Source organism: Streptomyces griseochromogenes (assembly GCF_001542625.1).
Classification (GTDB): Bacteria; Actinomycetota; Actinomycetes; order Streptomycetales; family Streptomycetaceae; genus Streptomyces; species Streptomyces griseochromogenes.
Window position 1 is genome coordinate 3539887 of record NZ_CP016279.1, and the last position, 20761, is coordinate 3560647.

15 protein-coding genes and 1 riboswitch are annotated in these 20761 nt (G+C 71.8%); of the genes, 12 read left to right on the plus strand and 3 right to left on the minus strand.

Features of this window, described 5'->3' with window-relative positions; genetic code table 11:
• The first annotated feature begins 59 nt into the window (after positions 1 to 59).
• From shc to AVL59_RS15190, 9 genes are all read left to right on the plus strand, one after another.
• The gene (gene shc / locus AVL59_RS15150; protein ID WP_067304087.1) at positions 60 to 2087 is read left to right on the plus strand and encodes a squalene--hopene cyclase; all 2028 of its coding nucleotides are present in this window, start codon (positions 60 to 62) and stop codon (positions 2085 to 2087) included.
• On the plus strand, positions 2088 to 2714 hold the full coding sequence (locus AVL59_RS15155; protein ID WP_067304090.1) for a phosphorylase family protein: 627 nt from the start codon (positions 2088 to 2090) through the stop codon (positions 2712 to 2714).
• A 20-nt stretch (positions 2715 to 2734) separates the two neighbouring features.
• Complete coding sequence (gene hpnH, locus AVL59_RS15160) at positions 2735 to 3757, plus strand: adenosyl-hopene transferase HpnH (protein WP_067304092.1); 1023 nt, start codon at positions 2735 to 2737, stop codon at positions 3755 to 3757.
• Between the two features lie 4 nt (positions 3758 to 3761).
• Positions 3762 to 4877 carry a flavodoxin-dependent (E)-4-hydroxy-3-methylbut-2-enyl-diphosphate synthase gene (gene ispG / locus AVL59_RS15165; protein WP_067304095.1) on the plus strand — a complete coding sequence of 372 codons (1116 nt, stop codon included), beginning with the start codon at positions 3762 to 3764 and terminating at the stop codon, positions 4875 to 4877.
• A gap of 40 nt (positions 4878 to 4917) precedes the next feature.
• A complete protein-coding gene (dxs, locus tag AVL59_RS15170; RefSeq protein WP_067304097.1) occupies positions 4918 to 6861 on the plus strand; it encodes a 1-deoxy-D-xylulose-5-phosphate synthase in 1944 nt (647 codons plus the stop codon).
• Complete coding sequence (locus AVL59_RS15175) at positions 6858 to 8243, plus strand: aspartate aminotransferase family protein (protein WP_067304101.1); 1386 nt, start codon at positions 6858 to 6860, stop codon at positions 8241 to 8243. Before dxs ends, AVL59_RS15175 begins: the two co-directional genes overlap by 4 nt.
• A 100-nt stretch (positions 8244 to 8343) precedes the next feature.
• Positions 8344 to 11742, plus strand: coding sequence for a hypothetical protein (locus AVL59_RS15180; RefSeq protein WP_067304102.1), 3399 nt, complete (start codon positions 8344 to 8346; stop codon positions 11740 to 11742).
• Positions 11743 to 11787: 45 nt separating this feature from the next.
• Positions 11788 to 12399 (plus strand): helix-turn-helix domain-containing protein, encoded by a 612-nt coding sequence (locus AVL59_RS15185; protein WP_067304106.1) that lies wholly within the window; start codon positions 11788 to 11790, stop codon positions 12397 to 12399.
• A complete protein-coding gene (locus AVL59_RS15190) occupies positions 12396 to 12518 on the plus strand; it encodes a DUF6126 family protein (RefSeq protein ID WP_067304109.1) in 123 nt (40 codons plus the stop codon). Before AVL59_RS15185 ends, AVL59_RS15190 begins: the two co-directional genes overlap by 4 nt.
• A gap of 39 nt (positions 12519 to 12557) precedes the next feature.
• On the opposite strand, the gene AVL59_RS15195 is transcribed toward AVL59_RS15190, so the two are convergent.
• The gene (locus AVL59_RS15195) at positions 12558 to 13355 is read right to left on the minus strand and encodes a tyrosine-protein phosphatase (RefSeq protein WP_067304112.1); all 798 of its coding nucleotides are present in this window, start codon (positions 13353 to 13355) and stop codon (positions 12558 to 12560) included.
• Between the two features lie 171 nt (positions 13356 to 13526).
• Between AVL59_RS15195 and AVL59_RS15200 the strand changes: the two genes are divergently transcribed.
• From AVL59_RS15200 to AVL59_RS15210, 3 genes are all read left to right on the plus strand, one after another.
• Positions 13527 to 15611 (plus strand): alpha-galactosidase, encoded by a 2085-nt coding sequence (locus AVL59_RS15200; RefSeq protein ID WP_067304114.1) that lies wholly within the window; start codon positions 13527 to 13529, stop codon positions 15609 to 15611.
• Positions 15612 to 15913: 302 nt separating this feature from the next.
• A riboswitch (cyclic di-AMP (ydaO/yuaA leader) is annotated at positions 15914 to 16077 on the plus strand.
• A 4-nt stretch (positions 16078 to 16081) separates the two neighbouring features.
• Positions 16082 to 16966, plus strand: a complete 885-nt coding sequence (locus AVL59_RS15205; protein ID WP_067304116.1) for a M23 family metallopeptidase — start codon at positions 16082 to 16084, stop codon at positions 16964 to 16966.
• A 254-nt stretch (positions 16967 to 17220) separates the two neighbouring features.
• Entirely contained in the window at positions 17221 to 18006 is a 786-nt protein-coding gene (locus AVL59_RS15210; protein WP_067304119.1) for an SGNH/GDSL hydrolase family protein, read from the plus strand.
• 71 nt (positions 18007 to 18077) lie between these two features.
• On the opposite strand, the gene AVL59_RS15215 is transcribed toward AVL59_RS15210, so the two are convergent.
• Positions 18078 to 18698: a TetR/AcrR family transcriptional regulator gene (locus AVL59_RS15215; protein WP_099053066.1), complete on the minus strand. Its 621-nt coding sequence runs from the start codon at positions 18696 to 18698 to the stop codon at positions 18078 to 18080.
• Between the two features lie 90 nt (positions 18699 to 18788).
• Positions 18789 to 20720 (minus strand): propionyl-CoA synthetase, encoded by a 1932-nt coding sequence (locus tag AVL59_RS15220; RefSeq protein WP_079146701.1) that lies wholly within the window; start codon positions 20718 to 20720, stop codon positions 18789 to 18791.
• Positions 20721 to 20761 lie beyond the last annotated feature (41 nt).

Sequence of the window (20761 nt, forward strand, 5' to 3'; positions counted from 1 at the left end):
CACCGGCCGACGGCGGACCCACAGCAGCACGACTCGCACGACTGCATGAAGGGGAAGCCATGACAGCGACGACCGACGGAAGCACCGGAGCGACCCTGCCGCCCCGCGCTGCCTCGGCCAGCGAAACCGACATCACCACCCCCGCGGCGGCCGGGGTACAAGAAGCCGCCGGACGCGCCGTTCGACGCGCCACCGACTTCCTGCTCGCGCGGCAGGACGCCCAGGGCTGGTGGAAGGGCGACCTCGAGACGAACGTCACCATGGACGCCGAGGACCTGCTGCTCCGTCAGTTTCTGGGGATCCGGGACGAGGCGACGACGCGGGCCGCCGCCCTGTTCATCCGCGGCGAGCAGCGCCCGGACGGCCCCTGGGCCACCTTCTACGGCGGGCCCGGCGAACTCTCCGCCACCATCGAGGCGTACGTAGCCCTCCGTCTCGCCGGCGACGCGCCCGACGCCCCGCACATGGCGAAGGCCTCCACCTGGATCCGCGAGCGCGGCGGCATCGCCGCCGCCCGGGTCTTCACCCGGATCTGGCTCGCCCTGTTCGGCTGGTGGAAGTGGGAGGACCTGCCCGAACTCCCGCCGGAGCTGATCTACTTCCCCAGCTGGATGCCGCTCAACATCTACGACTTCGGATGCTGGGCGAGGCAGACCATCGTGCCGCTGACCGTCGTGTCCGCCAAGCGCCCGGTGCGCCCCGCGCCCTTCCCGCTCGACGAGCTGCACACCGACCCGGCCGACCCCAACCCGGCCAGGCCGCTTGCCCCGGTGACCAGTTGGGACGGCGCCTTCCAGCGCCTGGACAAGGCACTCCACCAGCTACGCAAGGTCGCCCCGCGCAGACTGCGCAGAGCCGCGATGAACTCCGCGGCCCGCTGGATCGTCGAGCGGCAGGAGAACGACGGCTGCTGGGGTGGCATCCAGCCGCCCGCCGTGTACTCGGTCATCGCGCTGCACCTGCTCGGCTACGACCTGGAGCACCCGGTGATGCGCGAGGGCCTCGCGTCGCTGGACCGTTTCGCCGTATGGCGCGAGGACGGCGCCCGGATGATCGAGGCCTGCCAGTCCCCGGTGTGGGACACCTGCCTCGCCACCATCGCGCTCGTCGACGCCGGACTGCCCGCCGACCACCCGCAACTGGTCAAGGCCGCCGACTGGATGCTGGGCGAGGAGATCGTCCGGCCCGGCGACTGGGCCGTGAAGCGGCCCGGGCTGCCGCCCGGCGGCTGGGCGTTCGAGTTCCACAACGACAACTACCCCGACATCGACGACACCGCCGAGGTCGCCCTCGCGCTGCGCCGGGTCGGCCACCACGACCCCGAGCGGGTGGACCGGGCGATCGGCCGCGCGGTGCGCTGGAACCTCGGGATGCAGTCGAGGAACGGCGCATGGGGCGCCTTCGACGTCGACAACACCAGCCCGTTCCCCAACCGGCTGCCGTTCTGCGACTTCGGCGAGGTCATCGACCCGCCGTCCGCGGACGTCACCGCGCACGTCGTGGAGATGCTCGCCGCCGAGGGCCTCGCCCACGACCCGCGCACCCGGCGCGGCATCGAGTGGCTGCTGGCCGAACAGGAGCCGGACGGCTCGTGGTTCGGCCGCTGGGGCGTCAACTACGTCTACGGCACCGGCTCGGTGGTGCCCGCCCTCACCGCGGCCGGCCTGCCCGGCTCCCACCCGGCCGTCCGGCGCGCGGTGGCCTGGCTGGAGAGCGTCCAGAACGACGACGGCGGCTGGGGCGAGGACCTGCGCTCCTACAAGTACGTCAAGGAATGGAGCGGCCGCGGCGCCTCCACCGCCTCGCAGACCGCGTGGGCACTGATGGCGCTGCTCGCGGCGGGGGAGAAGGACTCCAAGGCCGTCGAGCGCGGCGTCCGGTGGCTGGCCGAGACCCAGTGCGAGGACGGCTCCTGGGACGAGCCGTACTTCACCGGCACCGGCTTCCCCTGGGACTTCTCCATCAACTACCACCTCTACCGGCAGGTCTTCCCGCTCACCGCGCTCGGCCGGTACCTGCACGGCGACCCCTTCGACCGGCTCCTCGCCGCAGGCGGGAGGCCGCTCTCCGAGGCCAAGGGGAGCTGAATGAGCGCCCAGTCCGCCGCGGCCCCGCTGCTGATCGCCTGCGCGCTCGGCATCGAGCATCTCGCCCTGCGCACCGGCGACCGGGGCGGGGCCGGCGGGCCGTTCACCGTCGTCCGTACGGGCATGGGCCCCAGGGCGGCGGAACGCTCCGTGGGCCGGCACCTGGCCGGGCCGGCCCTGGCCGACGCGGCCGTACTGGCCACCGGCTTCTGCGCCGGGCTCGCCCCCGGCATGCACCCCGGCGACCTGGTCGTCGCCGAGGAGACCCGGGACCCGCACGGGACCGTCCCGTGCGTGGGCACCGATCTGCTGGTCAAGGAACTCGCGCGCGTCCTGCCCGGGCGCACCGTCCACACCGGGCCGCTCATCGGCTCCGATCACGTCGTGCGGGGGCCGGAGCGGTCCGACCTGTTCGCGACCGGCGCGATCGCGGTCGACATGGAGTCGGCGGCCACACTCCTGAGCGCCGTCCGCGCGGGCGCACGCCCGGTTGCGGCCGTACGGGTGGTCGTGGACGCTCCAGAACATGAACTCGTCCGGATCGGCACGGTGCGCGGTGGAATATCAGCCTTCCGCGTTCTTCGTTCCGTCCTTCCCGCTTTCTTTGAATGGCACCGTTCTTTGTAGCTCCCCCGGAGGTGAGCCAGATGGCCATGCCGCTGCGTCAGTCCATCAAGGTCGCTACATACCTGGCGGAACAGAAGATCCGCAGGCGGGACAAGTTTCCGCTGATCGTGGAGCTGGAACCGCTCTTCGCCTGCAATCTCAAGTGCGAGGGCTGCGGCAAGATCCAGCACCCGGCCGGAGTGCTCAAGCAGCGGATGCCGGTGGCCCAGGCCGTGGGCGCCGTGCTGGAGTCCGGTGCGCCGATGGTGTCCATCGCCGGTGGAGAACCGTTGATGCACCCGCAGATCGACGAGATCGTGCGCCAGTTGGTGGCCAAGCGGAAATACGTCTTCCTGTGCACCAACGCCATGCTGCTGCGCAAGAAGATGGACCGGTTCACGCCCTCCCCGTACTTCGCGTTCGCCGTGCACATCGACGGACTGCGCGAGCGGCACGACGAATCCGTCGCGAAGGAGGGCGTGTTCGACGAGGCGGTGGAGGCGATCAAGGAAGCCAAGCGGCGTGGCTTCAGGGTCACCACCAACTCGACCTTCTTCAACACCGACACCCCGCAGACGGTCATCGAGGTGCTCAACTTCCTCAACGACGACCTGCACGTGGACGAGATGATGATCTCGCCCGCCTACGCCTACGAGAAGGCGCCCGACCAGGAGCACTTCCTCGGCGTGGCGCAGACCCGTGAACTGTTCAAGAAGGCCTTCGCGGGCGGCAACCGCCGGCGCTGGCGGCTCAACCACTCCCCGCTCTTCCTGGACTTCCTGGAGGGCAAGGTCGACTTCCCGTGCACCGCGTGGGCCATCCCGAACTACTCGCTCTTCGGCTGGCAGCGCCCCTGCTACCTGATGAGCGACGGGTACGTGCCGACGTACCGCGAACTCATCGAGGAGACCGACTGGGACAAGTACGGCCGCGGCAAGGACCCGCGCTGCGCCAACTGCATGGCGCACTGCGGCTACGAGCCCACCGCCGTCCTCGCCACCATGGGCTCCCTCAAGGAGTCGCTGCGGGCCATGCGCGAGACCGTCTCCGGAAACCGGGAGTGACACCATGACCGCCGTGCCCATGGGCGTTCCCGAGGTACCGGCCCGGCCTGTCGCTCCGCGGCGCATGTCGCGGCGGATCCACGTCGGGCCGGTGGCGGTCGGGGGCGGAGCCCCGGTGTCGGTGCAGTCGATGACGACGACCCGGACGTCGGACATCGGCGCCACCCTGCAGCAGATAGCCGAACTCACCGCGTCCGGCTGCCAGATCGTCCGCGTCGCCTGTCCCACGCAGGACGACGCGGACGCTCTCGCGACCATCGCCCGCAAGTCGCGGATCCCGGTGATCGCGGACATCCACTTCCAGCCCAAGTACGTGTTCGCGGCCATCGAGGCGGGCTGCGCGGCGGTCCGGGTGAACCCGGGCAACATCAAGAAGTTCGACGACCAGGTGAAGGAGATCGCGCGGGCCGCGAAGGACCACGGCACGCCGGTCCGGATCGGGGTCAACGCGGGCTCCCTGGACCGGCGGCTGCTGCGGAAACACGGCAAGGCCACCCCGGAGGCGCTCGTCGAGAGCGCGCTGTGGGAGGCGTCCCTCTTCGAGGAGCACGGCTTCCGGGACATCAAGATCTCCGTCAAGCACAACGACCCCGTCGTGATGATCGAGGCGTACCGGCAGCTCGCCGAGGCGTGCGACTACCCGCTGCACCTGGGCGTCACCGAGGCGGGTCCGGCGTTCCAGGGCACGATCAAGTCGGCCGTGGCGTTCGGGGCGCTGCTGTCGCGGGGCATCGGCGACACCGTCCGGGTCTCGCTGAGCGCTCCGCCCGCCGAGGAGGTCAAGGTCGGCATCCAGATCCTGGAGTCCCTGGGGCTTCGGCAGCGACGCCTGGAGATCGTCTCCTGCCCGTCCTGCGGGCGGGCCCAGGTCGACGTCTACAAGCTCGCCGAAGAGGTCACGGCAGGGCTGGACGGCATGGAAGTGCCGCTCAGGGTCGCGGTGATGGGCTGTGTCGTCAACGGTCCGGGTGAGGCCCGCGAGGCCGACCTCGGGGTTGCCTCGGGCAACGGCAAGGGGCAGATCTTCGTCAAGGGCGAGGTCGTCAAGACCGTACCCGAGTCGAAGATCGTGCAGACCCTGATCGAGGAGGCCAGGAAGCTGGCCGAGCAGACCAGGTGAAGTGAGGCAAGGCACGGCACGGACCGAGAGGGGGCCGAGCGTGACGATTCTGGAGAGCATCCGGGGACCACGCGACCTGAAGGCGCTGTCCGAGGCGGAACTCGGCGAACTGTCCGAAGAGATCCGTGAGTTCCTGGTGCACGCGGTGACGAGAACCGGCGGGCACCTCGGACCCAATCTGGGGGTGGTGGAGCTGTCCATCGCGCTCCACCGCGTCTTCGAGTCGCCGGTGGACCGCATCCTGTGGGACACCGGCCACCAGAGCTATGTCCACAAGCTGCTGACCGGGCGTCAGGACTTCTCCAAGCTGCGCGGCAAGGGAGGCCTGTCCGGCTACCCCTCGCGCGAGGAGTCCGAGCACGACGTCATCGAGAACAGCCACGCCTCCACGGCGCTCGGCTGGGCCGACGGCCTCGCCAAGGCCCGTCAGGTGCAGGGGGAGAGGGGCCATGTCGTCGCGGTCATCGGCGACGGCGCGCTGACCGGCGGCATGGCCTGGGAGGCGCTGAACAACATCGCGGCCGCCAAGGACCGCCCGCTGATCATCGTCGTCAACGACAACGAGAGGTCGTACGCGCCGACCATCGGGGGGCTCGCGAACCACCTGGCCACGCTGCGGACCACCGACGGTTACGAGAAGGTCCTGGCCTGGGGCAAGGACGTACTCCTGCGCACCCCTGTCGTCGGCAGCACCCTCTACGAGTCCCTGCACGGCGCGAAGAAGGGATTCAAGGACGCCTTCGCCCCACAGGGCATGTTCGAGGACCTGGGGCTGAAGTACGTCGGCCCGATCGACGGGCACGACATCAAGGCCGTCGAGTCGGCACTGCGCCGTGCGAAACGCTTCCACGGGCCGGTCCTGGTCCACTGCCTCACGGAGAAGGGCCGCGGCTACGAGCCCGCCCTCGCCCATGAGGAGGACCACTTCCACACCGTCGGCGTGATGGACCCGCTCACCTGCGCACCGCTCTCGCCCTCGGGCGGGCCGTCGTGGACCTCGGTGTTCGGCGACGAGATCGTCAGGATCGGCGAGGAGCGGGAGGACGTCGTGGCGATAACGGCGGCCATGCTGCACCCGGTGGGCCTCGGCACGTTCGCCGCGCGCTTCCCCGACCGGGTGTGGGACGTCGGCATCGCCGAGCAGCACGCGGCCGTCTCCGCGGCCGGTCTCGCCACCGGCGGCCTGCACCCGGTCGTCGCCGTCTACGCCACCTTCCTCAACCGCGCCTTCGACCAGTTGCTGATGGACGTGGCTCTGCACCGGTGCGGAGTGACCTTCGTGCTGGACCGGGCCGGAGTCACCGGCGTGGACGGGGCCTCCCACAACGGCATGTGGGACATGTCCGTGCTCCAGGTCGTGCCGGGTCTCAGGATCGCCGCCCCGCGCGACGCCGACCAGCTGCGCGCCCAGCTGCGCGAGGCCGTCGCCGTGGACGACGCGCCCACCCTGGTCCGCTTCCCGAAGGAGTCGGTGGGACCGGAGATCCCGGCGATCGGCCATGTGGGCGGCATGGACGTCCTGCATCGCGGCGAGCGCCCTAAGGTGCTGCTGGTGGCCGTCGGCGTGATGGCACCGGTGTGCCTGCAGACCGCGGAGCTGCTGGAGGCCCGGGGCATCACCTGCACGGTCGTGGACCCCCGCTGGGTCAAGCCCGTCGACCCGGCGCTGCCGGGCCTGGCCGCCGAACACCGCCTGGTGGCCGTCGTGGAGGACAACAGCCGGGCCGGCGGGGTCGGGTCCGCCGTGGCCCTCGCCCTCGGCGACGCGGACGTGGACGTGCCGGTTCGGCGGTTCGGCATTCCGGAGCAGTTCCTCGCGCATGCCAAACGCGGCGAGGTGCTGGCCGACATCGGCCTCACGCCCGTCGAGGTCGCCGGGCGGATCGGCGCGAGCCTGGCCGTCAGGGACGCCGCTCGCGCCGTCGAGGACGCGGGTCCCGCCGTCAAGGACACGGGGGGCACAGTCAAGGAGAAAGCTGAATGACCACGGAGTTCGACCTCGGCGCCCTCCTGGCCGAGCGCGGAGCCGAGCGCTACGAGCTGCACACGAAGTACCTCAACCCGCAGCTCCCGCGCATGCTGCACACCATCGGCTTCGACAAGGTCTACGAGCGCGCCGAGGGCGCCCACTTCTACGACGCGGACGGCAACGACTACCTGGACATGCTCGCCGGGTTCGGGGTGATGGGCCTCGGCCGCAACCACCCGGTCGTCCGCAAGGCGCTGCACGACGTCCTGGACCTGAACCTGGCCGACCTCACCCGCTTCGACTGCCAGCCGCTGCCCGGCCTGCTCGCGCAGCGGCTGCTCGCCCACAGCCCGCACCTGGACCGGGTGTTCTTCGGCAACAGTGGCACCGAGGCGGTCGAGACCGCCCTGAAGTTCGCCCGGTACGCCACCGGCAGGCCGCGCGTCCTCTACTGCGACCACGCCTTCCACGGCCTGACCACCGGCTCCCTGTCGGTCAACGGCGAGGACGGCTTCCGCGACGGCTTCGCCCCGCTGCTGCCCGACACCGCCGTACCGCTCGGCGATCTCGACGCGCTCGCGCGGGAGCTGAAGAAGGGCGACGTGGCCGCCCTGATCGTCGAGCCGATCCAGGGCAAGGGCGTGCACGAGGCCCCGCCCGGCTATCTGCGCGCCGCGCAGGAACTGCTGCACGGGCACAAGGCGCTGCTCATCGCGGACGAGGTGCAGACCGGCCTCGGCCGCACCGGTGACTTCTACGCCTACCAGCACGAGGACGGCGTCGAACCCGACCTGGTGTGCGTGGCCAAGGCGCTGTCCGGTGGTTACGTCCCCATCGGTGCCACCCTGGGCAAGGACTGGATCTTCAAGAAGGTCTACTCGTCCATGGACCGCGTCCTCGTCCACTCGGCGAGCTTCGGGTCCAACGCCCAGGCGATGGCCTGCGGCCTCGCCGTGCTGTCGGTCATGGAGGACGACCGGATCGTCGCCTCGGTGCGCACGACGGGCGAACTGCTGAAGTCCCGGCTCACCGCGCTGACCGACAAGTACGAGCTGCTCGCCGACGTCCGCGGCCGGGGCCTGATGATCGGCATCGAGTTCGGAAAGCCCGGCTCGCTGAAGCTGCGCAGCCGCTGGGCCATGCTCCAGGCCGCGCGCAAGGGCCTGTTCGCCCAGATGGTGGTCGTACCGCTGCTGCAGCGCCACCGGATCCTCACCCAGGTCTCCGGCGACCACCTGGAGGTGATCAAGCTCATCCCGCCGCTGGTCGTGGACGAGGCCGACGTGGACCGGTTCGTCGACGCCTTCACGGCCGTGATGGACGACGCGCACAGTGGCGGCGGTCTGATGTGGGACTTCGGCAAGACACTGATCAAGCAGGCGGTGGCCAACCGCTAGCGGGCTCGCCGGCCGGGGCCCCGCCGCGGGCCCCGGCCAGGAGACGTCCCGTTCGGATAATCGATTCGCCCGAAAGGATCACCCGGGGCACAATCGCCCGATGCCGACCACCGCGGAGCAGTTGCTGTCCGCCCTCGAACCGCTGCCCTTCCCGGCGCGCCTCGACCTCACCGCGAGGACCGCTCACCGGCTGGCCTGCGAGGGACGACTCGCTCCGCTCCTGACCGGCCTCGACGCGCGCGGGCCGTACGAGCGCAGGCTCGCGGCGCTGGCCGCCTTCGCCGGACGGGACGCCGGCTTCCTCGCCGCGCGGCTGGCCGACCCCGACGAGGTCGTCGCCGGATACGCCCTGCGCGCCGCCCGAGTCCTGCCCGTGCCGGACGAGGCGGTGGAAGCGGCGTACGACGACGCACCGGCCGTACGACGACAGCGGCTGGCACGCCTGCTCGCCTCCGGCGGCCGTACCACGCTCGCCGAACGGCTGGTGGCCCGTCTCGGCACGGAGTGGGGCGACGCCGAGGCCGCGCGGTTGCTGCCCGCCTGCTCGACCCCGTTCGTCGCACGGGAGCTGCCCCGGCTCGCGCACGCCGTGGACGGCTGGACGAAGCTCGCACGCCGCCATCCCGACCCGGTCCTGGACCACTGCGAAGCCGCCCTGGCCGACCGCGCCGGCGGACGGCAGCAGCAGGAGTGGTGGCGACTGAACGCCACGACGGTCGCGGCGCTCGCGCGGCGGCGCCCCGAACGGGTGCTGGCACTGCTGGAGCGGCACGGGCCCGAGAGTCTGCCGCCCGCGCTGTGCTGCGGACTCGGCCCCCTGGTCGACGCCGACGCCGAGCGCGTGGTCCGCTGGATCACCGACCCCGCCCGCCGGGAACAGCGCTTCGAACCGATACCGCCGACCGGTGTGCTGCGCAGGCTGGTGCAGGCCGCGCCCCCGTCGCTGCCGGAGCTGGGCCGCCACTGGCTGCGCCGCACCGGCCACTTCGCCGCGCTGCTGCGGGCCATGGCCCCCGGTCGCCGCCCGGCGTTCCTCGACACGGTCAGCGACGGTTCGACGCCCGGGGAGCCGGCCCTCGCGGTTCTCGACCTGCTGCCTCGTGAACGCCGCTGGGCCGAAGTACGGCGGGCGGCGGCCGAGTTCACCGGTGGGCCCGACTGGTGGGACGACCTGGACACGCTCGCCCACGGACCGTTCGGCGAGTCGCGCACCGAGTTGCTCGCCGCGGTCCGGCGGCCCGACGCCGACGACCGGGCCGCCGCCTGGCCGCTGCTGGTGGCATGCGCCGCCCGGGACGGCGGCCGCGAGGCCGTCGGCGAAGTGCTGGCCCTCGCCGAACGCCTGCGCAACGATCGGGACCCCGTCCGCACCGCCGCGCTCCACGCCCTCACCACGGTGCGTCCCCGGCTGTTCGCAGCCGACGACGCCGTGCCCCTCGACCGGATCGCCGCCGACGCCCTGGAGGCACGGGACTGTTCGGCCGCCGGTCTGACGGCGCTGCGCACCCTGGCCGAGCGCGTACTGGCCGAGCACGCCGGAGACGGCGAAACCGCCCTGCGGACCTGGGCTCTGCGCACCCTGGAGCGGATCGCCGGCCGGGTCGGCGTGCCGGACCTCGGGCCCCTGCACCGGGTTCTGCGGCGCGGCCAGGAGCACGAGGTGTTCGAGGCACTGCGGCCCTGGCTGGAAGCCGCGGCCGGCAGATCCGACTTCCGGCTGCTGCTCGCCCTGGCGGACGCCCTGGGTCCGCGCGCCCGGCGGATGCCCGATCTGCAGGACCTGCTGGCCCTGGCCCTGGAACGGGGCGACGACTCGGCCTTCGAGGCGGCCGCGGCACGGTGGCTGGCCGCACCGGCCACCCGTGGCGAACGGGTGGCCAGGATCATCGCGCTCGAACCGTCGGCGGTCGTCCTTCCCCCGGTGCGGCACGTGCTGGCCCGGTACCGCACGGATCTGCTGGACACACTGCTCGGCGAGGAACCGCCCTGCGGGCGCTTCCTGGTCCCCGGCGCCCGCCGTCCGCTGCCGGACCTCGCCGCCGTCGACCGCTGGCTGCCCCGGCAGCAGCGGGCCGCGGCACGGCTCGCCGGGCAGACGGCCGCGGACGGCTCTGTGCCCTCGGACGACCGGGCGGCCGCGATCCGGGCGGCCGCGCCGGTTCCGGAGCTCGGACACGCCCTGGCGATGCGGCACAAGGACGACGGCGACGTGGTGGTCGCGGAGGCGGCCCTCGCCGCGCTGGCCTGGGCCGACCGGCCCCAGGACGCCCTGCCGGCGCTCCTGGAGCAGGCCGGCGGTGACCGGGCCCGCGTCGCCGTGTACGCGGCGGGCCGCACCGCACGGTTCACCGCTCCGTCCGAACTCGCCCTGGCACTGGGCGCCTTGCTCACCGGGGAGCGGGCCGCGAAGGTCACCTCCCGCAAGGAGGCCGCACGGCTCTGCGCCCGCTTCCTGCCGCCGCAGCGGGCGGTCGCCCTGCTGGCCCACGCCTTCCGGGCTCCCGACAGCCACCCGGATGTGCGCACCGCCGTCCTGCGCGCACTGCCGCCGCTGCTGGACGTGCCGGAGGCCTGGCACCTTCTCGAGGAGGCCGTACACGACGACGCCCCGCCGGTGCTCCAGGCCGTCGCGGAGGTCAGCCCCTGGGAACTGGCCGCCGCGCACCGCGCCGGATACGCCGCCGTGGTCGACCGCTCGTACGACGCGTGCCTGGCGTCGTACGACGGCTATGCCTCCCACGGCGTGCTGCGGGCCGTGGCCGACTGGGCCCGCTACGCCCCCGGGCTGGCAGTCCGTCTCTCCCGTACGGTCTGCGATCTCGGCGGCCGCCGGCACTGGCAGCACGCGGCGTGGGTCCTGCGCGACCTGGCCGCCTCCGATCTGCCGCATCCCGTGGGCGGCGCGGCGCCCGGCAGCGCGCTCCACGGAGCCGTGAGCGAGCTGCTGGCCGCGATGCACACGTCCGAGGGAGGCAGAGACGCGCTGGCGGACCGGGATCTGCCGGCGCTGCAGCGGTTGCGCACCCTGGTGTCACCGGCCACCGACAGGCCCGAGCGGCCCGAGCTGCTGCGGGCGGTCGCCGGTCTGCTGGCGCGGGAACCGTTGCTGGTGTCCGAACACGCCGACCTGCTGCGCCGGCTGGTCGACCACGCCGTGGAGCCGGCCGCCGTCCTGGAACGTCTGCGGGAGCTGACGGAGGCCCTGGAGGGCGCCGGAGTGACGGTCACCGTGCAGACCGCGGGCAGGCTGCGGACCGACCGGATCCACGGTGCCCTGTCCCGGCGCGGCGGGGCCCTGCTGGCGGCCGCCGACCGGCTGGCCCGCGACGGCGGAACCGTCACCGGACTGCTGGCGGCGGGCCTGGTGACCGGAACGGGCTGCGCCCTCGGCTGGCCGGAGGAGTGGCGGTCCCTGCTGCGCCTGCTGCGCGGGCATCCGCACCCCGACGTACGGCACCAGGCCTACCAGAGGATGACGGCCAGGGAGTCTTGCCTCTGAGGCAAGAAATTTGTCGCACAGGCAAAGCTCCGGCTGAATGGAGACATGAACGCTCCCGAGCCGGGGCCCGGCGACGAGCTGTACGCCGTTGCCCCGCAGCTGCGCGGCCTGCGCCGACGCGCCGGCCTCACCCTGGAGGCGGCGGCCCGCTCCGCCGGGCTCTCACCGGCCCACCTCTCCCGGCTGGAGACCGGGCAGCGCCAGCCCTCGCTGCCGATGCTGCTCGCGCTCGCCCGTATCTACGGTACGACCGTTTCCGAGCTGCTGGGTGAGACGGTCGCCGACCGGGACGCGGTTGTCCGGGCCGCCGACATGGAGCCGACCCGTGCGGGCGGCTGGATGTACTTCCAGGCCGGAGCCCCCGGGCGGGGCATGCAGGCGCTGCGCGTCCGGGTGCCGTACGGCACCCAGGGCGACATCGTGCGCGTCCACCCCGGCGAGGAGTGGCTCTACGTCCTCAAGGGACGGCTCAGCCTGCGCCTCGGCGACACCGCGCACCTGCTCGCGCCCGGCGACAGCGCGCACTTCGACTCACTCACCCCGCACCGCCTCGCCGCCGAGGACCACGACGGCGTGGAGCTGCTGTTCGTCCACACCCTGCTGCAGAGCCCCACGGCCACACTGTGCCTGGGCCCACTGACTGGAGAGCTGCCATGAGAAACCTGGAGGAGAAGTTCCCCCGCTCCCTGTGGATCCGCCTCATCATCTACATCGCCCTCGGGCATGTGCTGGCCGCGTTCCTCTATCTGCTGTTCGCGGTCGGAGCCAAGGGATGAGATGAGCGCCGAGGGATGAGCGCCGTGCGCCGAGCCGCGTCAGTCGAGCAGGCGCGCCCGCAGCCGCTCCCGGGTCTCGGGAGCGAGCCCCAGGCCCTTCTCGAAGTAGGCGTCCGTGCCGCCCCAGGTCTCCTCGATGCTGTCGAACGCCGCCTGGAGGTACTCGGCGCGGGCGTCGAAGAGCGGGCTGAGCAGCTCCATCACCTCGGGCGTGTACGCGGTGTCCGGGCTGCCGTTGCGGCGGACCTTGTAGCGCCGGTGCTTGGCGTTGGACTCCAGGTAGTCCGTGACGATCGCCTCCCGCTCCACGCCCACGGCGAGGAGCGCGACGGCTATGGAGATGCCCGCGCGGTCCTTGCCCGCCGCGCAGTGCATCAGCGCGGGCACACTGTCCTCGGCGATCGCGTGCAGCACCCGGGAGTGCTCGGCCGTGCGCTCCTTGACGATCGTGCGGTACGAGGTGACCATCCGGCCCGCCGCCCGGCCGTCCGCGAGGATGCCGCGCAGCTGGTCGAGGTCGCCGTCGCGGACCATCTTCCAGAACTCGGCGCCGTCCGCCGGGTCGCTCAGCGGCAGATTCACATTGCGTACGCCGGGCAGTTCGACGTCCGGGCCCTCCAGCTTCTGGTCGGCCGCGTTGCGGAAGTCGAAGATCGTGTGCAGGCCCAGGGAGGCGAGGAAGGCCGCGTCCTCTTCGGTCGCGTGCGCGAGATGGCCGCTGCGGAACAGGACTCCGTGGCGCACTCGCCGTCCGTCCACGGCCGGCAGTCCGCCGACGTCACGGAAGTTGCGCACTCCGGCCAGTTCGGGCTCGGTCGACGGGACCTGCTGCGTCACGGGGGCTCCTCCCAGTCGGCCCCGTCGGCACGGTTCGTCGACGGGCGCTCAGTCGACGATACGACATCGATTTCCTCGGGCAATGAGTTGTCCACAGGCGTTGCCACCAGGGGCCACAGAGCCTGATGATGTTCGCACTTGAGCGGATCTGTTGGCACCTGTGAGGTCTCGATGGCGGACATCGCCGAAAACGGTCGCACGTGGCTCCTGTCGGGGCCCACCAGCAGTTATGCGCTGCATCTCACCGATGCGGACGAACTGCTGCACCTCCACTGGGGCCCACGGATCGCGCTCGCCGACGCCGAGGCCCTGGCCGTGAGCCCGCTGCCGGCCTACTGGCCCTTCGAGTCCCCGCTCGACGGCCGCGAGGAGTACCCCGTCGAGGGCGGCCCCCGCTTCGTCCGCCCCGCCCTGTCCGTGCGCACCGAGGAGCGGCGCGGCACCGAGTGGCGCTTCGTGTCGTACGACACCCGAGGCGGCGCGGGCGACGAGGAACTGAGGCTGCGTTTCGACGACGACGGGCTCGCCGTCACCCTGCACTACCGGATGCGCGGCGACGTCGTGGAGCGCTGGACGACCGTGGAGAACGGCGGGCACGCGCGCGTGGAGCTGCTGCGCGCCGACGCCGCCACCTGGACCCTGCCCGACCGCGAGGGCTGGCGGCTGTCCCAGCTGCACGGCCGCTGGGCCGCCGAGTCCCTGCTCACCACCGCACCGCTCACCTACGGCGAGAAGATCATCGGCAGCCGCCGGGGCCACACCGGCCACCAGCACCTGCCCTGGGTCGCGCTCGACACCGACGCCACCGAGGAGCGCGGCGAGGTCTACGGCTGCGCGCTCGGCTGGTCCGGCACCTGGCGGATCGCCGTCGCCCAGCTCCCGGACGCGCGCGTGCAGATCACCGGCGGCGCCGGCTACGACGACTCGGGCCTGCTGCTCCTCGAGCCGGGGGAGTCGTACACCACCCCCGTCTTCGCGGGCCTGTGGAGCGACGGCGGCTTCGGCGGGGCCAGCCGCACCTGGCACGCCTACCAGCGGACGCATGTCGTCCCGGACGCGGAGCGGGACCGGCCGGTGCTGTTCAACTCCTGGGAGGCGACCAATTTCGACATCTCCGAGGACCAGCAGACCGCCCTCGCCCGGCGGGCCGCGGCGATCGGCGTCGAGCTGTTCGTCGTGGACGACGGCTGGTTCGGCGCCCGCACCAGCGACCGGGCCGGACTGGGCGACTGGACACCCAACCCCGCCCGTTTCCCCAAGGGCCTGAAACCTCTCGCCGACTACGTGCACGCCCTGGACATGCGGTTCGGTATCTGGGTCGAACCCGAGATGGTCAACCCGGACAGCGACCTCTACCGCGCCCACCCCGACTGGGTCCAGTACCAACCGGGACGCAAGCGGACAGAACTGCGCAACCAGCTCGTCCTCAACCTCGCCCGGGAGGATGTCCAGGAGTACCTGTGGGAACAGTTGGACACCCTTCTGTCCGGCGCCCCGATCGACTATGTGAAGTGGGACTTCAACCGCTGCTTCACCGACGCCGGCTGGCCCGGTGAGCCGTACCCGCAACGTCTGTGGGTCGACCACGTCCGCGCTCTGTACGACCTGCTGGACCGGCTGCGCGCCGCCCACCCGCAGGTCGCCTTCGAGTCCTGCTCGGGCGGTGGCGGCCGGATCGACCTCGGTGTGCTCGGTCGCACCGACCAGGTGTGGACCTCCGACAACACCGATCCGCTCGACCGGCTCGCCATCCAGCACGGCTTCAGCCAGATCCACCCCGCGCGGGTCATGGCGGCCTGGGTCACCGACAGCCCGAACACCCAGTTGAACGGGCGGGTCAGCTCGCTGCGATTCCGGTTCGTCAGCTCGATGGCCGGGGTGCTCGGCGTCGGCGGCGACCTCACCGAGTGGAGCGACCGGGAGCTGGCCGAGGCCCGGGAGTGGGTGGCTCTCTACAAGGAGATCCGCCCGGTCGTCCAGCGCGGCGACCAGTACCGGCTGCGGCCCCCGGCGGGCGGCCTGAGCGTCGTCCAGTACGTCCTCGGGGACGAGGCCGTGGTCCTCGCCTGCCTCCAGGCGCAGCGCTACGGCGAAGCGGTGCCGTCGGTGCGACTGCGCGGACTCGACCCGACAGCGTCGTACGAATGCCGCGAAACGGGCGAAGTGCACCGTGGTGCCGTGCTGCTGCACCACGGGCTGAGCACCGGACTGAAGGGTGACCTGGATGCGACGGTTCTCCGACTACGCCGCATCTGAGCCTTATGTCTGAATTGGAGCCTTAATTCCAACTCGCTCTGGAATGAGGGGGCGTGGGAGTGTGGCGCGTGAGGAGCGTCATATTCGTGACCGTGTGTCGCACGTCATGTCCACGTAATTCACATATCGGCACAGGAATTTGAAGAAAAGGAGGATCCGGGAATTTACGGAGGGTGACCGTGAATTCCCGAATTCGATCAGCGGCAGCTGGGATGCCGGGAACCTGCGGCTTGTCCGCTGCGTCTTGCTCGCCTACGTTCGCCACCAATCCGGTCGGAACGCCGAATCCTGCCGCCGCCCGGAGTCCCCACACACTTCACCCGTGTTCGGCAGGAGCGGGGGACCCGCCAGGTACCACTGCCTGTCCCGGTCTCCGGGGCAGGCTCGGGGTGCAGCCGCGCACCGCGCGGCCGGGCAGCTCCAGCCCGAACCCGACAGCTCACCTCGCAGGCGCCGGAGAGGAATGCGCCATGCCCGCGAAGGGTAAGCACCGCCGCCCCAAGCCCCCGCGTTTCACCCGCTCGATCGCTGTCGCCGGCACCGGCGGTGCCGCGCTGGCCCTGCCGCTCCTCGGGGCCACCGGAGCGCACGCCACCACCACGCACTCCGTTTCCTCAAAGGCCGTGCAGTCCCTTCCCGCCGTGGAGAAGACGGCCGAGAAGAAGGTTCCCGCGCAGCGGAATTCCGGCGTGCGCACCTACACGGTGAAGTCCGGCGACTGGCTCGCGAAGATCGCCGACGAGCAGCAGGTGAGCGGCGGCTGGCGCCGGATCTACGACGACAACCGGCAGGCCGTCGGCGAGAATCCCTCGCTGATCCACCCGGGCCTGAAGCTGTCGCTGGGCGGGAAGTCCGCCCGTACGCGGACCGAGTCCCCCGCGCCCGCGCAGCCCTCGCGGCCGTCCGACTCCGGCGCGCAGACCTTCGCGCCCTCCGCCCCCTCCACCGGCTACACCCTCCCGGTCGACGGCGCCACCGTGGGCACCGGCTATCACGTGGCCGGCAGCATGTGGTCCAGCGGTTACCACACCGGCGTCGACTTCGTCGTCCCGACCGGCACCTCCGTCAAGGCGGTCGCCGCCGGCACCGTCGTCTCCGCCGGGTGGGGCGGCGCGTACGGCAACCAGGTCGTCATCAGGCTGAACGACGGCTACTACGCCCAATACGCCCATCTCTCCCAGCTTTCCGTCTCGGCCGGCCAGACCGTGACCGGGGGCCAGCAGATCGGTCTGTCCGGCGCGACCGGCAACGTGACCGGCCCGCACCTGCACTTCGAGATCCGCACCACCCCGGACTACGGCTCGGACGTGGACCCGGTCGGCTACCTCCGCTCGCACGGCGTCGCCGTCGGCTGAGGCGCCGCGCCCCTCTGGAGAGCACCTGCCTGACACGCGGCCGAAGGCCGGACCCGATCCCCGGGTCCGGCCTTCGGCGTTGCGCTCGTTCGCCGCGTCAACGCGTGTGGCCAGGGCCTTATTCCAGGTTCACCAACTATTCAAAGGTGTCTTATGTCACCGCTCGTCAACCCCTTATTACGGTCGCGTAAGTCACATCCGAAGGTGAATCATGGTCCGATGTGGCAGACGATTCGAAGAGTGACAACACATCAGTGATCGGGTCGTACGTGGCGGTGGGGGACAGCTTCACCGAGGGCGTCGGCGATCCCGGCCCCGACGGGGCGTTCGTGGGCTGGGCCGACCGGTTCGCGGTACTGCTCGCCGACCGGCGGCCCGAGGGCGACTTCGCGTACACGAACCTGGCCGTGCGCGGAAAGCTGCTCGACCAGATCATGGCCGACCAGCTTCCGCAGGCCGTCGAACTGGCCCCGGATCTGGTCTCCTTCTGTGCGGGCGGCAACGACATCATCCGGCCCGGCACCGACCCGGACGAGGTGGCCGAGCGCTTCGAGCGGGCCGTGGCCCAGCTCACCGAGGTCGCCGGCACCGTGCTGGTGACGACCGGCTTCGACACCCGTGGCGTCCCCTTGCTCAAGCACCTGCGCGGCAAGATCGCCACCTACAACGGGCATGTGCGTGCCGTCGCGGACCGGTACGGCTGTCCCGTGCTCGACCTGTGGTCCCTCAAGTCCGTCCAGGACCGAAGGGCCTGGGACGACGACCGGCTGCACCTCTCGCCCGAGGGACACACGCGCGTGGCGCTGCGCGCCGGCCAGGCCCTCGGCCTCGAGGTCCCGGCCGATCCGGAGCAGCCCTGGCCGGAACTGCCGCCCCGGGGCACCCTGGAGATCCGCCGGGACGACGTCCACTGGGCCCGCGAGTACCTCGTGCCGTGGATCGGACGCCGACTGCGCGGCGAGTCCTCCGGGGACCATGTGACGGCGAAGGGCGCCCTGTCGCCGGACGACATCAAGATGCGGATCGCATCGGTCGCCTGACGGCCCGCGCCCGTGCCCCGTACCGCAGGCTCAGCGGTGCGGGGCACACGTGTGCGCCCGCCCCGGCCCGCTCACCGCCCCGGCGCGGTCAACGCCTCCCGCTCCAGCCCGAGTTCCCGGGCCAGGGCGTCGTCCACCCATGCCTGGGCCCGCGCGCGCGGCACCGCGCCCGGATACGACGTCAGCTGCACGGCCAGCCCGTCCAGGAGCGCGGTCAGCCGAAGGGCCGCCCCCATCGGGTCGGCGCACACGAACTCGCCCGCCGCCACGCCCTCCGCGATGACCTCGGCGATCGCGGCCTTCCACTGCTTGTCGAGGTCCCGCGCGACCTCCCGGAGAGCGGGTTCGCGCAGCGCCACCGCCCAGCCCTCGATCCACAGCCGCCAGCCCTTGGCCTGGCCCGTGGGCGCGTACCAGCGCACCGCCGCCCGCAGCCGGCGCAGCGCGGTGGTCCGCCGGCCCAGCAGCCCCCGCAGATGCGCGAGGTCGTCCTCGGCCGCATAGGCGAAGGCGGCGGCGACCAGCTTCTCCTTCGTCGAGAAGTGATACAGCACCAGCGCGTTGCTCACGCCGAGCGACGAGGCCACATCGGCGATCCTGACCGCCGCCACGCCCCGCGCCTCGATCTGCCCGATGGCCGCCCGCAGCAGATCCTCCCGCCGCTTGGCCACACTCAACCGCACTCTCGCCACGCGGCCACCCTAGCCTGCCCGTTCGCTTCGGGTGAGCCGCGCCGGGTCCCACGGTGGCGCGACGGCGACGAGAGGAGTGTGCGCCTGGGCTCAGGCCTCGCCGCGCAGTACGGGACGCAGGGTGTCGAGGACGGTCGGGTCGTCGATGGTGGAGGGGAGTTCCGGATCCCCGCCGTCGGCGATCTCCCGCATGGTGCGCCGCAGGATCTTCCCCGACCGGGTCTTGGGCAGTGCGGCGACGATGTCCACGCGGCGCAGCGCTGCCACCGGGCCGATGGTCTCGCGGACCAAGGCCACGAGCTCGGCCACGACCTCCTCGGGGCTTCGTACGGTGCCGGCCTTGAGGACGACGAAGCCGCGCGGCACCTGGCCCTTGAGCGCGTCGGCGACGCCCACGACGGTGCATTCCGCGACGTCCGGGTGGCCGCTGAGGACTTCCTCCAGGGCGCCGGTGGACAGGCGGTGCCCCGCGACGTTGATCACGTCGTCGGTGCGGCCCATGATGAACACGTAGCCGTCCGCGTCCTTGTGTCCGCCGTCCCCCGACAGGTAGTAGCCCTCGTACGCGGAGAGGTAGGAGCGTACGTACCACTCGTCGTCGCCCCACAACGAGGTCAGCGTGCCCGGCGGGAGGGGGAGCCGGATCGCGACGGCCCCGTCCGTGCCCGCATCCACCTCGCGGCCCGCCGTGTCGAGCACCCGGACGTCGTAGCCGGGCATCGGCACGGCGGCGGAACCCGGCTTGACCGGCAGGGGATCCAGGCCCACGGGGTTGGCGACGATCGGCCAGCCCGTCTCCGTCTGCCACCAGTTGTCGATCACGGGGATGCCCAGCAGGCCGCCCGCCCAGTGCTGCGTTCCGGGGTCCAGACGCTCTCCGGCGAGGAAGAGATGACGCAGCGAGCTGGTGTCGTGCCCGCGCAGCAGGGTCCCCTCAGGGTCCTCCCGTTTGACGGCACGGATGGCCGTCGGCGCCGTGAACAGCGTGTTCACCCGGTGCTGGGCGACGACCCGCCACAGCGCGCCGGCGTCCGGAGTACCGACCGGCTTGCCCTCGTAGAGCACCGTGGTGCAGCCGGTCAGCAGCGGGGCGTAGACGATGTACGAGTGGCCGACCACCCAGCCGACGTCGGACGCCGCCCAGAACACGTCGCCGGGACCGGCGCCGAAGACGTTCTCCATCGACCAGCGCAGCGCGACGGCGTGGCCGCCGTTGTCCCGCACCACACCCTTGGGCCGGCCGGTGGTGCCGGAGGTGTAGAGCACGTAGAGCGGGTCGCGCGCGTCGACCGTGACGCAGTCCACGGGGGCGGCCTTGCTCATGGCCTCGTCCCAGTCGATGTCGCGTTCGGTCAGGTCGGCCGGGAGCTGGCGGCGCTGCCGGATGACGCAGTGGTCCGGCTGGTGGTGTGCGCGGGTGAGGGCGGCGTCGAGAAGGGGCTTGTAGGGGACCAGGCGGGACGGCTCGATGCCGCACGAGGCGGAGACGACCACCTTCGGGCGGGCGTCGTCGATGCGGGTCGCCAGCTCGTGCGCGGCGAATCCGCCGAAGACCACCGAGTGCACGGCCCCGATGCGGGCGCATGCCAGCATCGCGATGACGGCCTCCGGGATCATCGGGAGGTAGATCGCGACACGGTCGCCCTTGGTCACCCCGAGGTCGCTCAGCACACCGGCGAAGCGCGCGACCTCGTCCCGCAACTCGCGGTAGGTGTACGAGGCCACGGTGTCGGTGACGGGGCTGTCGTACACCAGCGCGACACGGTCGCCGTGGCCGCCCTCGACATGCCGGTCGAGGGCGTTGTGGCAGGTGTTCAGCCGTCCGTCGGGAAACCAGCCGTACAGCGGCGCGCGCGAGGAGTCCAGGGCTCGGCCGGGCGGGGTCGCCCAGTCGATGTCGCGGGCGGCATCGAGCCAGAAGCCCTCAGGATCCTCCAGGCTGCGCCGGTAGGCGGCGAAGTACTCGCCCTCGTCGAGGGTGCTTGGCATCGCGGTTTCCTCTCTTTTCTTCTCTTCGGTCATGCGCTTGTGCGGCGCCGCGTCCGGCGCCCCCGGACGGTTCC

What these genes read in the sequence shown, in the direction of transcription:
- shc (WP_067304087.1), top strand. Translation starts at nt 60, where the DNA reads ATGACAGCGACGACCGACGGAAGCACCGGAGCGACCCTGCCGCCCCGC.
- AVL59_RS15155 (WP_067304090.1), top strand. Translation starts at nt 2,088, where the DNA reads ATGAGCGCCCAGTCCGCCGCGGCCCCGCTGCTGATCGCCTGCGCGCTC.
- hpnH (WP_067304092.1), top strand. Translation starts at nt 2,735, where the DNA reads ATGGCCATGCCGCTGCGTCAGTCCATCAAGGTCGCTACATACCTGGCG.
- ispG (WP_067304095.1), top strand. Translation starts at nt 3,762, where the DNA reads ATGACCGCCGTGCCCATGGGCGTTCCCGAGGTACCGGCCCGGCCTGTC.
- AVL59_RS15175 (WP_067304101.1), top strand. Translation starts at nt 6,858, where the DNA reads ATGACCACGGAGTTCGACCTCGGCGCCCTCCTGGCCGAGCGCGGAGCC.
- AVL59_RS15180 (WP_067304102.1), top strand. Translation starts at nt 8,344, where the DNA reads ATGCCGACCACCGCGGAGCAGTTGCTGTCCGCCCTCGAACCGCTGCCC.
- AVL59_RS15185 (WP_067304106.1), top strand. Translation starts at nt 11,788, where the DNA reads ATGAACGCTCCCGAGCCGGGGCCCGGCGACGAGCTGTACGCCGTTGCC.
- AVL59_RS15190 (WP_067304109.1), top strand. Translation starts at nt 12,396, where the DNA reads ATGAGAAACCTGGAGGAGAAGTTCCCCCGCTCCCTGTGGATCCGCCTC.
- AVL59_RS15200 (WP_067304114.1), top strand. Translation starts at nt 13,527, where the DNA reads ATGGCGGACATCGCCGAAAACGGTCGCACGTGGCTCCTGTCGGGGCCC.
- AVL59_RS15205 (WP_067304116.1), top strand. Translation starts at nt 16,082, where the DNA reads ATGCCCGCGAAGGGTAAGCACCGCCGCCCCAAGCCCCCGCGTTTCACC.
- AVL59_RS15220 (WP_079146701.1), bottom strand. Translation starts at nt 20,720, where the DNA reads ATGACCGAAGAGAAGAAAAGAGAGGAAACCGCGATGCCAAGCACCCTC.